Annotated in this window: 10 protein-coding genes and 1 pseudogene; 3 read left to right on the forward strand and 8 right to left on the reverse strand. The window is 70.6% G+C overall.

What is annotated here, in order from left to right:
* Position 1: 1 nt before the first annotated feature.
* Both F3J10_RS06510 and F3J10_RS06515 read right to left on the reverse strand, forming a co-directional pair.
* Complete coding sequence (locus tag F3J10_RS06510; protein ID WP_167230749.1) at positions 2 to 730, reverse strand: Type 1 glutamine amidotransferase-like domain-containing protein; 729 nt, start codon at positions 728 to 730, stop codon at positions 2 to 4.
* A complete protein-coding gene (locus F3J10_RS06515; protein WP_167241709.1) occupies positions 727 to 1,620 on the reverse strand; it encodes a LysR family transcriptional regulator in 894 nt (297 codons plus the stop codon). Before F3J10_RS06515 ends, F3J10_RS06510 begins: the two co-directional genes overlap by 4 nt.
* Before the next feature lie 90 nt (positions 1,621 to 1,710).
* Here F3J10_RS06515 and F3J10_RS06520 point away from each other — a divergent pair.
* The 3 genes and pseudogenes from F3J10_RS06520 to F3J10_RS06530 form a co-directional block, all read left to right on the forward strand.
* Positions 1,711 to 2,679: pseudogene (locus tag F3J10_RS06520) on the forward strand (D-2-hydroxyacid dehydrogenase family protein); the annotation flags it as partial.
* A 570-nt stretch (positions 2,680 to 3,249) separates the two neighbouring features.
* A complete protein-coding gene (locus F3J10_RS06525) occupies positions 3,250 to 4,623 on the forward strand; it encodes an MmgE/PrpD family protein (protein ID WP_167241711.1) in 1,374 nt (457 codons plus the stop codon).
* Positions 4,620 to 5,954, forward strand: coding sequence for an LLM class flavin-dependent oxidoreductase (locus F3J10_RS06530; RefSeq protein WP_167234656.1), 1,335 nt, complete (start codon positions 4,620 to 4,622; stop codon positions 5,952 to 5,954). Before F3J10_RS06525 ends, F3J10_RS06530 begins: the two co-directional genes overlap by 4 nt.
* Positions 5,955 to 6,028: 74 nt before the next feature.
* Here F3J10_RS06530 and F3J10_RS06535 read toward each other — a convergent pair whose 3' ends face one another.
* The 6 genes from F3J10_RS06535 to F3J10_RS06560 all read right to left on the reverse strand — a co-directional run.
* Entirely contained in the window at positions 6,029 to 6,865 is an 837-nt protein-coding gene (locus F3J10_RS06535; protein ID WP_025098380.1) for an amino acid ABC transporter ATP-binding protein, read from the reverse strand.
* Positions 6,852 to 7,661 carry an amino acid ABC transporter permease gene (locus F3J10_RS06540; RefSeq protein ID WP_167241712.1) on the reverse strand — a complete coding sequence of 270 codons (810 nt, stop codon included), beginning with the start codon at positions 7,659 to 7,661 and terminating at the stop codon, positions 6,852 to 6,854. The genes F3J10_RS06535 and F3J10_RS06540 overlap by 14 nt, the downstream gene beginning before the upstream one ends.
* Entirely contained in the window at positions 7,651 to 8,394 is a 744-nt protein-coding gene (locus F3J10_RS06545; protein ID WP_025098378.1) for an ABC transporter permease subunit, read from the reverse strand. The genes F3J10_RS06540 and F3J10_RS06545 overlap by 11 nt, the downstream gene beginning before the upstream one ends.
* On the reverse strand, positions 8,391 to 9,236 hold the full coding sequence (locus tag F3J10_RS06550; RefSeq protein WP_167234618.1) for a transporter substrate-binding domain-containing protein: 846 nt from the start codon (positions 9,234 to 9,236) through the stop codon (positions 8,391 to 8,393). Before F3J10_RS06550 ends, F3J10_RS06545 begins: the two co-directional genes overlap by 4 nt.
* Before the next feature lie 236 nt (positions 9,237 to 9,472).
* A complete protein-coding gene (gene glgA / locus F3J10_RS06555; RefSeq protein WP_167241713.1) occupies positions 9,473 to 11,137 on the reverse strand; it encodes a glycogen synthase GlgA in 1,665 nt (554 codons plus the stop codon).
* A 325-nt stretch (positions 11,138 to 11,462) separates the two neighbouring features.
* On the reverse strand, positions 11,463 to 11,645 hold a 183-nt coding region (locus F3J10_RS06560), incomplete at its 5' end, for an NrsF family protein (RefSeq protein WP_167241714.1).

Genomic DNA, 11,645 nt, shown 5'->3' on the forward strand with positions numbered 1-11,645 from the left:
TTCAATCCTCGTTTCGAGCAGGATGCGCCTGCCCGCCATCGTATCGATGGACTCGCCCGAATAGCTCGATATCCTCACCATCGACCACCATGCCCGCGCCATCGGGGCAAGCATGCAGGTTCGGCAGGGTCGACGACAGGCTGCGCTGCCAGGCCATCAGGTTCGCCGGATCGAAATGCGGCCAGAAGCGGAAGTCGACCAAGGCGAGCCCGGCATCGTCGGTCGATTCCGGATCCCGGATGTCTCCGCACAACAGCGCCGATTCGATGCTCGGCGTCATCAGGATCGCGCCCGCGCTGACGCCGATCAGCACGCCGCCCTCGGCCGCGTAGCGGGCCAGGCGTGAAAGCCCATCGCCGCGCCGCAGCCAGGACAGGAAGGAAAAAGTGTTGCCGCCCGACAGGTGGATCGCATCGCACGACAACACCGCCGACCATGCCGCCTCGGACGCGGGATCGAGCGGATCCACCCGCGCGGCCAGTTCCGCGCCGATCGAGCGGTAGTAGTCGGCTTGACGATGGAAATGGAGAAGCCGCGGGTCGGGCTCGGCGGGAACATGGCCGATCCGTGGGCGCTCGCGGCCGATCAGTTGCAGCAGGCGCGCGTTCATGGCCTCGTTGCCGGGTGCTTCCTGATCGCTGTACAAGGCCAGTTTTCGATGAATCGGCATGATGCCTTCCGGTCGGTTTCGCGTTGGCGGGATTGTCCCGTGACTGGCGCCGGCGCTCAAGCCAGCGTCGCCTGCTCCCGGATCATGTCGTAAAGCGCCTGCGCCGCCGGCGACAGATGCGCGGTCCTGCGCGCCACCAGCACCAGGGTTCGCGACACCGGCGGATCGACCAGCTCGATGGTGCGAACGCCGGGATAGGCGCCCTTCTGGATCGCCAGCCGCGGCACCACCGCCGCGCCCACGCCCTGCGCCACCAGGCCGACGGCCGTCGAACTGCGCTGCACCTCGTAGAACGACTGCAAGGCGAACTGCGCCGAACCCAGCGCGAGATCGAGCAAGGGCCGGTTGCCGCTGAACTCTCCCGCGAAGATCAGCGGATAGGCGTGCAACTGCCTCCACGCGATACGCCGCCGCCGAGCCAGCGCGTGATCCTCATGGCAGATCAGCACGTAGCGATCCTCGGTGAGCGGCACGCTCAGCAGATCGGGATGATGCTCGCCCGCGATATGGATGCCGAACTCGGCCTCGCGGCGGCGCACCGCCTCGATCACGGCCGACGAGGCGTGGTCGAGGATCTTGACGCGGTTGTGCGGATGACGTGCCGAGTAAGCCTGCAGGATGCGCGGCAGGTACTGCACGCCCACCGTCGGCACGCAGGCGATCGAGACGTCGCCGCGGCGCGCCATGCCGGTCTCGCGGATCTCCGCCAGCGAATCGGCCAGCTCGCCGAGCAGGCGCCGCGCCTGCGGAAGAAAATCGCGGCCGATCTCGGTCAGCATCAGCGAGCGCGTGGTGCGCTCGATCAGCTTCACCCCCAGGAAATCCTCCAGCTTGCGCAGGCGCTGCGTGATCGCCGTCTGCGTCACGTGCAGCGCCTCGGCCGCGCCCTGGAAGCTGCCGCGATCCGCCACGGCGATGAATGCCTGCACGCCAAGCGTGTCGATTTTCATAAGAAAAAGACATCAATGCCGAAAATACTTTCATTTTACTGCTCGGCGCACGAGGCTCAAGCTATCCATCCCGCGAGGAGACGACCCCACATGAACATCACCATACTCGACGATTATTTCGACACGCTGCGCCACCTGCCCTGCTTCCACAAGCTGGACGGGCAAGCCGTGACGATCTGGAACGACCATGTGCAGAACCTCGACGCGCTGGCCGAGCGGCTGCGCGACACCGAGGTACTGGTGCTGATCCGCGAACGCACCCAGATCCGTGCGCCGCTGATCGCGCGCCTGCCGAAACTGCGCCTGATCAGCCAGCGCAGCGTCTATCCGCATATCGACATCGCCGCCTGCACCGAGCACGGCGTGATCGTCTCCTCGAACCAGCATGCCGGCAGCCCCTCGTACGCGGCGGCCGAGCTGAGCTGGGGCCTGGTGATCGCGGCGATGCGGCAGATTCCCCAGCAGATGGAGGCGCTGCGCGCCGGCCGCTGGCAGATCGGCGTGGGCCGCAGCCTGCGCGGTCGCACGCTGGGCATCTTCGGCTATGGGCGGATCGGTGCCGAGGTGGCGCGCTACGGCGCGGCCTTCGGCATGAAGGTGCTGGTCTGGGCCAGCGCGGCCTCGCGGCAACGGGCCCGCGACGACGGCTGGGACGTCGCGCCGGACCAGCAGGCCTTTTTCGAGACCTGCGACGTGCTCTCGCTGCACATGCGCCTGGTGGCCGCCACGCGCGGCATCGTCACCGCGCAGGACCTGGCGCGGATGAAACCCGATGCGCTGCTGGTGAATACCAGCCGCGCCGGGCTGATCGCGCCGGGCGCGCTGGAGCAGGCCTTGCGGGCGGGCCGCCCGGGCATGGCGGCACTGGACGTCTACGACGAGGAACCGTTGCGCGATCCCGGGCATCCGTTGCTGAACATGCCGAACCTGGTATGCACGCCGCATATCGGCTACGTGACCGAGGACGAATACGAGATTCAGTTCTCCGACATATTCGACCAGGTCGTGGCCTACGCGGCCGGGCAGCCGATCCACGTGGTCAATCCCGAGGTGCTGGCACACGCGCCAACGCCGGGCGACGCCGCCGTCGAAGCCCTGATTCTCGACCTGCTGGAGTGGATCGGCTCGGGCGCGCGGCCCTACGGCGAGGTGATGGAGGCTTGGCGCACCTCGTGCCCGCGCCTGCCGGTCTGGGAGGAAGCCGGCGCGCGCGGTTACCTGGAGCGCAGTCACGCGCCGGGTGGCGTCGCCGAGGTGAGGGTCAGCGAGACCGGCGCGGCCCATCTGCGTGCGCGCCGCAAGACGCCAGGGTGAGGGCTCGGGGGCCGCGCCTCCCATGCGGCCCGGTGCGCTCCGATCCGGCCCGAGACGCCGACGAGCCTGAGCACGTCCGTTGCGCGGGCCATTCGTCCCGCGTCGCGCCTCGACACCTGCCGGCTGCGCCAAAAGGCGCCGGCACCTTACTGCCAAGGCGCCGGGCCGCTCGCCGCCCCTGATATCCATATCGCGATTCCTTGGTTGGGAATCGCTTCCCGCTTCGCTAGTATCCAACGCGCCCTTGCCCACGCGCGTCGCCGACCAACGCGCCGCGCGCGACCCGGCAGCCACTCCAATCCGCTTCCCGCTCCTATGTCCCAGTCAACGCATCCCGGCTCACCGCCCGGGACCTTCACGCGCGCGCTCGCCGAAGCGATCGTGCGTGCCGAGCCCTTGCGCGACCCGGCCGCGATCGCCGCCGCGCGCGACGGCCTGCTCGATTTCCTCGCCGCCGCTTTCGCGGGCGCCGACGATGCCGGCTATCGCAAGCTGCTGGCCGCCCTGCCCGCGGATACGCCACGCGACGGCGGCGTTGCCGTGATCGGTCGCGCGGCCGGCGCCTCGCCGCAGCAAGCCGCGCTGCTGAACGGTTATGCCGGCCATGCGCTCGACTACGACGACGTCCACAGCAGCGTGCGCGGCCATCCCGGCACGGTGCTGCTGCCGGCGCTGCTCGCACTCGCGCAGCAGCGCCGGGCCAGCGCGCTCGCACTGCTCGAGGCCTATGTGATCGGCGTGGAGACCATGGCGCGCCTGGGCCTCGCGCTCGGCAGCCGCCATTACGAACTCGGCTTCCACAACACGGCCACGCTCGGCACGCTGGGCGCGGCAGCCGCCACCGCGCGCCTGCTCGGGCTCGACGCGGCAACGGTCGAGACCGCGCTCGGCATCGCCGCCACGCAATCGGCCGGCCTGCGCCTGCAATTCGGCAGCGAGATCAAGCCGCTGCACGCCGGGCTCGCGGCCCGCGCCGGCCTGTTCGCCAGCGAACTCGCCGCCGCCGGCCTGGCCGGCGCGCCGGCCGCGCTCGATGGCCCCGGCGGCTTCCTCGCCGTCTACGGCGCCGGCGCGGCGCAGCCCGAACGCCTGCTGGAAGGCTGGGGCGCGCCGTGGCAGATCGTGTCGCCGGGCCTCTACTTCAAGCCCTGGCCCTGCTGCACCGCCACCCATTACGCGGTGCTGGCCGCGCTCGCATTGCGCGAACGCCATGCCCCGGCACCCGCCGACATCGCCGGCGTGCGCATCACCTTCCCACCGGCCGGCGACACGCCGCTGCTGTCCCGGCTGCCCGCCACGGGCCTGGAAGCACGCTTCAGCGTCGAGTACGCGGTGGCCGCCGCGCTGAGCGACGGCCCGCCGGGCGTCGCCGTGTTCGCCGACGTGCCGGTGCGCGAGGACCTGATCGCGCTGGCCGCGCGCATCGAGCGCGATCACGATCAGGACGCCCCGCGCGCCTCGACCGATCCGGCCACGCGCTTCTCGACGGTCGAGATCCGGCTGGCCGACGGCAGCACGCTGCGCCAGCGCGCCGACCGGCTCGTCAGCGCCGCCAACCTGCCGGCCAAGTTCGCGGATGCCACGGCGCACCGCGCGGTGCTCGCCGAAGTCCCGGCGCTGGTCGCGAGCATGCGCGACGAGCAGGACCTGGCCCGCCTCCTTTCCACCTTCGACCGGCTTGCCTCATGACCACCCGATCCTCCGCCGCCGAGCGCCGCCAGATGCGCCTGGGCCTGTTCCTGCAGGGCGCGGGCCACCACGTCGCCGGCTGGCGGCATCCCGAGGCCGAATCGGGCAGCGAGAACTTCGAATTGCTGCGCCGCGTGGTGCAGACCGCCGAGCGCGCGAAATTCGACATGGTGTTCCTCGCCGACGGCCTGACCAGCGGCCCCGACGCGCATCCCTCGATGGCGCAGCGCTTCGAGCCGCTGACCCTGCTCTCGGCGCTGGCGATGCACACCACCCGCATCGGCCTGGCCGCGACCGCCTCGACCACCTACAGCGAGCCCTATCACCTGGCGCGCGTATTCGCCTCGCTCGACCGCCTGAGCGGCGGGCGCGCGGCCTGGAACGTGGTCACCACCTCCTACGACCGCACGGCCGCGAACTTCACGCGCGGCAACCATCCCGATCATGCCGAGCGCTACGAGATGGCCGGCGAGTTCGTCGACGTGGTCAAGGGCCTGTGGGACAGCTGGGACGAGGACGCGGTGATCCGCGACAAGGCCCGCGGCGTCTACTTCGACCCGGCCAAGGTTCACGCGCTCGATCACGAGGGCCGTTTCTTCCGGATCAAGGGCCCGCTGAACGCCTCGCGTCCGCCGCAAGGCCATCCGGTGGTGATCCAGGCCGGCTCCTCCGGGCCCGGGCAGGATCTCGCGGCGCGCACCGCCGAAGTGGTGTTCACCGCGCAGCAGACGCTGGAGGAAGCGCAGGCCTTCTATCGCGACCTGAAGGGGCGGCTGGCGAAGTTCGGGCGCGCGGGCCAGGCGCTGCACGTGATGCCGGGCGTGTTCCCGGTGATCGGCCGCACCGAGCGCGAGGCGCGCGAGAAGTACGAGCAGTTGCAGCAGTGGATCGACACTTCGGGCGCGCTGAGCCTGTTGTCGGACCGGCTCGGCCACGACGTCTCGCGATATCCGCTCGACGGCCCGCTGCCGGAGCTGCCCGAATCGGACCAGCTCAAGAGCCGCGCGAAGCTGCTGACCGACCTGGCGCGACGTGAGAACCTGACGCTGCGCCAGCTCTACTACCTGGTGGCCGGCGCACGCGGGCACCGCATCGTCTGGGGCACCGCCGGGCAGGTCGCCGACGCGCTGGAGGAATGGTTCGCGCAGGACGCCGCCGACGGCTTCAACATCATGCCGCCGTACTTCCCCGGCGGCCTCGACGATTTCGTCGAGCAGGTGGTGCCCGAGCTGCAGCGGCGCGGGCTGTTCCGCACCGAATACGCCGGCAGCAGCTTGCGCGAGCACCTCGGCCTGCCGCGCCCGGCGAGCCGCTACGCGGTGCGTGGCTGAGCCGGGAAGCCGGCGCGGGCGCGCGCGATGCCACGACGGCACCGCGCGCGCCCCGCTCTTTCACGCGGCATGCCTCACACCGCGAAACGCTTCAGGTCGAGCACGATCGGCTGCGCCGCGTAAGCATCGAGCCGGACCTGCTCGGGCGTGCGCGCATGCGCCAGGAAGGCGCGCGTGCGCGCGCTGCGCGGCGCGCCGAAGATCCGTGCCGGCGGCCCCGCCTCGACGATCACGCCCGCCTCGGTGAAGAACACCACGTCGCTGATCTCCTCGGCGAAACGCATCTCGTGCGTGACCAGCACGCAGGTCATCCCTTCGCTCACCAGCTCGCGGATCACGGCCAGCACCTCGCCGGCCGTCTCGGGATCGAGCGCCGAGGTCACCTCGTCGAACAGGATCAGGTCCGGCCGCATCGCCAGCGCGCGCGCGATCGCCACGCGCTGCTGCTGCCCGCCGGAGAGCTCGCCCGGGTAGCGATGCGCCTTGTCGGCCAGGCGCACGCGTTCGAGCAAGGCATGCGCCTCGCGCAGCGCGGTCTTGCGGTCGCGCTTGAGGATCCGCACCGGCGCGGCGATCAGGTTGTCGAGCACGCTCAGGTGCGGGAACAGGTTGTACTGCTGGAACACGAAACCGACGCGCTTGTGCAGCGCGATCTCCTCGCGCTCGCTGGCGATGCGGTCCACGCGCGTGCCGTGCACCTCGATCTCGCCGCGCGTCGGCCGCTGCAGGCCGGCGATGCAGCGCAGGATGGTGGACTTGCCCGAGCCCGACGGGCCGATGATCGACACCGCCTGGCCGCGATGGACCGCCAGGTCGATGCCCTGCAGCACCGGCGTGGCGCCGTAGGACAGGTGCACGTCGCGCAGCCGCACCAGCGGCGCGGCGGAAGGCTGGAAATCAGGAACGGGCATGGCGCCTTTCGAGGAAACGGGTGAAACGGGCGATCGGGTAGCAGTACGCGAAGAACAGCGCGAGCACCACGAAATAGACCAGCACGGTGAAATCGGCACGCGCCACGGTATTGCTGGCCACCTGGGCGGTGTCGAGCAGGTCGTGCACGCCCACCAGCGAGGCCAGCGCGGTGGCCATCGTGATGCTGGCGTAGAGGTTCATCCAGGGCGGCAGCATGCGGCGCAGGCATTGCGGCAGGATGATCCAGCGGAAGGTCTGGGCGCGGCTGTAGGCCAGCGAGCGCGCCGCGTCCCATTGCGCGCGCGGGATCGACTGGATCGCGCCGCGGAAGATCTCCGCGAAGTTCGCGCTGGCCGGCAGGGCCAGGCCCAGCGTGACCTTGAACCAGTCCGGGAACGGCAGCACGGCGTGGCCGATGTCCAGCTCGAACGGGAACACGTAGGTCGAGAAATAGATCAGCACCAGGATCGGTGCGTTGCGGAACACCTGCACGTAGGCGCGCACCGGCCAGCGCAGCGGCGCCAGGCGCGCGAGCGACAGCGGGCCGAGCAGCAGCCCGGCAAGCGTGCCGAGCGTGATCGCCAGCAGGCTGATGCCGACGTTGACCAGCATCGCCTCGCCGAGCGCGGGCGCCCAGGTCCGCAACGCGGCCAGCGTGGGCAGCCGGCTGCCGGCCAGCAACAAGGCCAGGATCGACACGACCAGCGCAGCCAGCGCCAGGCGCCGCCGGCGCGCGCCGCGGCGCCCGGTGCCGTCGATGGCGGCCGCCGTCGCGGCCAGCGTGTCAGGCGCCATAACCGGCCATCCTCAGCCGCGCCTCGAGCCAGCGCCCGGCGCCGTTGATCGCGAACGTCAGCACGCCGAAGAACAGCAGGATCAGGATCATCAGCTCCAGCACGTTGTCGCGCTGGGTCCAGATCATGATCGAGGCGTAGGTGATGTCGCCCACCGCGATCGCCGAGGCCACCGTGGTCATCTTCACCAGGTCGACCAGGTTGTTGACCAGCGCGGGCAGCGCGAAACGCACGGCCAGCGGCAACTGTACGTGCCGCAGCCGCTGGCGCCGGCTGTAGCCGAGCGCGCGCGCCGCGTCGAGCGCGGCGGCCGGCACCGCCTCGATGCCGGCGCGCAGCGCCTCGGCATGGAAGGCGCCCTTGTGCAGCGAGATCACGATCACACTCCAGATGAAGGGCGTCAGCGGGTTGCCGCCGAGGTGGCGCAGCGCATTGCTGATCAGCATGTTGAGCACCAGGAAGGCGCAGAACAACTGCACCAGGGTGGGCGTGTTGCGCGTGAGTTCGACGAAGGCGCGCGCCGGCACGGCCAGCGCACGGTTCGGCGAGATCAGCAGCGCCGCCAGCGCCACGCCGGCGGCCAGGCTGCCGATCACGGTGGCGCCCGACAGCAGCAGCGTCACGCCGGCGCCGTGCAGGAAGGAGGCGAGTTCGTCGGGTTCGAGCGCGAAGCGGTAATCGAGGCCGACGCGCTGCAAGGCGCCGACCGCGCCGGCCAGCAGCGCGCCGCTCATGAACGCTGGGCCTGGAGCTTCTCGTGCAGGTCCAGCACCGCGCGCGAGGGCGTCATGCCATGGCGCTTCTCGACCTCGAGCAGCCAGCCGCTGCGATGCCATTGCTGCACGATCTTCTCGAGCGCGGCCTGCGTGTCGGCCTCGCCCTTGCGCACCCAGATCACCGAGGGCGACGGGATCAGCTCGTCGCCGCCGGCGATGGTGTAGTCCTTCCAGTCGGGATTGCGCGCCACCAGCAGGCGCAGCGTGGGCGCGACGTGCACGGCCGCCACGCAGTTGTTGCCGCGCAACGCCAGCAGCGATTCGGGCTGGCCGCGGAAGGCCTTGACCTGGGCGCCGTATTGCTCGGCCAGCGGCTTGCTGTAGTTGCTGCCCTGCGAGACGCACACGGGCTTGCCGCGCAGATCTTTCCAGCCGTGGATGCCGCTGTCCTTGCGCGTGATCAGCGCCCCGCCGATCTCCTCGAAGGGCGTGGGCGGATGGCTGAGGATCTCGTCGCGTTCCTTGGTGACCTCCATGTTCGCGATCAGCGCATCGACCTTGCCCTGCTGGAGGAACTGCACGCGGTTCGAGGGCTGCACGGGCACCAGTTCGGCGCTCACGCCGAGCTGCCTGGCGACGTCATTGGCCAGGTCGATATTGAAGCCGACCGGCTTCTGCGTGGCCGGATCGAGCGAGCCGAACGGCGGCCCCGAGAGGATCACGCCGATGGCGATCTGGTGGCGCTGGTGGATGTGGTCGAGCGTGGCATCGGCACGGGCCGACGCGGACCAGCCGGCAAGGCCGAGGGTGGCGCAAAGCGCGCCGGCGAGCAGTCGGCGAACGGAAACGGAACGGGGCATGGACATGGAGCGGCGCGGGTGATCGATACGGCCCGGCGCTCGCGAGGGGCCGGCGGATCCGCTCGGCATGGCGCGGACGCCGGGTTTCGGGAGCCGCTATTGTTGGCAGTTCGCCGCGATGGCGGAACCAAGAAATTTTCATACCGATATCGGCTGCCGGCATTTGCGCGAGAGGCCGGCGCCGCCCTGCCCGCGTCGATGCGGGCAGGTTCCGACGTGAGTGCTGAAGCGAGTGCTCAGGCCCCGCTGCTGGCCTGCTGCGCGGCGGCGTTGCCACCACGACGCGACGCCAGCCCGGCGCCGCCGTAGCGTTCGGCAGCCGGCTGCGGCCTGATCTGCGGCGCGGTGCTGGCCGGGCGCGCACGCGCCGGCTGCGTCGCCTTGCGTTCCTCGCGCAGGGCCGGCAAGTCGACCAGCGAGCGGTACAACTCGAGATAGCGCTCGGTCGGCCCGGCCCAACTCGAATCGCGCTGCATCGCATTGCGTTGCAGGACCCGCCAGGCCTGCGGCTGGCCGAACGCATCGAAGGCGCGCTCGAGCGCCTGCACGATGTCCTCCGCGCGCTCGCCGTCGAACAGGAAGCCGGTGGCGCCCTGCTCCGGCGTGGCGCGTTCGTGCGCGTGCGGTGCCGCCTCGGCCGCGCGATGATCGACGATCGTATCGGCCAGCCCGCCCACGCGCGAGGCCACCGGGATCGTGCCGTAGCGCATCGCGTAGAGCTGGGTGAGCCCGCAGGGCTCGAAGCGGCTCGCGTGCAGCAGGATGTCGGCGCCGGCATGCAGCCGGTGCGCACGCGGCTCGTCGTAGCCGATATGCACGCCGAGCCGCCCCGGCCAACGCGCCGCGAGCTGGCGCAGCGCGTATTCGATGCTGGCCTCGCCCTGCCCCAGCACGGCGAACTGCGCGCGCGGCCAGCGCTCCAGCGCGGCCGGAATCGCCTCGCACAGCCGGTCGGCCAGCTTCTGCGTGGTCAGGCGGCTGCCGATCGCCACCAGCGGCGCGAACGGATCGGTCGGCAGTCCGTAGCTCTGCTGCAGCGCACGCTTGCAGGCATGCTTGCCGACCAGGTCGTCGACGCCGTAGCCCTGTGCGATCAGGCTGTCGTGGCGCGGGTCCCAGAGCGTGTCGTCGATGCCGTTGACGATTCCCGAGAGCTTGTCGCGATGCGCTTCCAGCACGCCTTCCATGCGATTGCCGAAGCGCGGCGTGAGGATCTCGCGCGCATAACGCTCGCTGACGGCCGACAGGCGGTCGGCATAGACGATCGCCGCCTTCATGCAGCTCAGCGCGCCGTAGAACTCGATGCTGTGCGGCTCGTGCGGCGCGGCGGCCAGCAGCTCGGACGGGATCCCCGCGTAGGGCGCGAGGCCCGGCGGATAGTTGCCCTGGAAGGCCAGGTTGTGGATCGTGAACACGCTGCGCGCCGGCGCGCCCGCCAGCTTCATCAGGAGCGGCGTGAGGCCGGTGTGCCAGTCGTGCGCGTGGACGATGTGCGGGCGCTTCACGCCGCGCACGCCCGAGGCGATCCGCGCGGCGGCCGCCGACAGCGAGGCGAAGCGCACGAAGTTGTCGAGGTAGTCGCGGCCGCCCTCGTCCTGGTAGAGGCCGCTGCCGCGATGGCCATACAGATGATTCATTTCCAGCAGCAGCACCGGCACGCCGGTGTCGGGCATCGCGGCGCGCCACAATCGCGCGTCGCCGCCGGGCAAATCGCGCAGGTAGCAGAGCGGCGTGGGCGCGAGCGCCTGCTCGAAGGCGCTTTCGTAGCCGGGCAGCAGGATCGACACGTCGATTCCGCGTTGACGCAGCGCACTCGCGCAGGCGCTGACCATATCGCCGAGACCGCCGCTCTTGGCGAGCGGCGCCGCTTCGGCGGCGACCATCAGGACATTTGGCGCCAAGGTAACTCCCAGTTCGGACAGGTGATGGACGGGCTTGGGTTGGCATGTCGTGGCATGCCGCCCCCTGGCTTTAGCAAGCTCCAAGCCAGGTCTGTCGAATGGAAGAAAAAAACGCGCGGGGCCGCGTCGCGTCATGCGGCGATGCGGCATGGATTCGCCGGCGCTCGGTAGCCGGCTTGCCTGGCCCTTGTAGTTTTGACATCGCCGCGACAACGACTTGTACTTTTGGCCGCCAGGCTTGCGCGGCGCGGCATACCGGCGGGAATCCGGATACTCGCGCGCGGCTTTCCGGCGCTCGCCCGGCCCGCCGCCAGGCAAGCCGGCGCTACCAGCGCAGCACGCGCCGCCCGAGCAGCCCGCCCGCCAGCGCCGGCACCGCCATCCCCACCAGGTACCAGAGCGCCCAGAACGGCACGGCCGTCTCGGGGCAGCGCAGGCAATACACCAGGGTGCCGATCGCGCCGGCCAGCAGCCCGGCCACGCGGCCGGCCGCGACGGGCCGGGTGGC

Origin of the sequence: Burkholderia sp. Cy-637, from assembly GCF_011753175.1 — a bacterium.
Lineage (GTDB): Bacteria > Pseudomonadota > Gammaproteobacteria > Burkholderiales > Burkholderiaceae > Burkholderia > Burkholderia gladioli.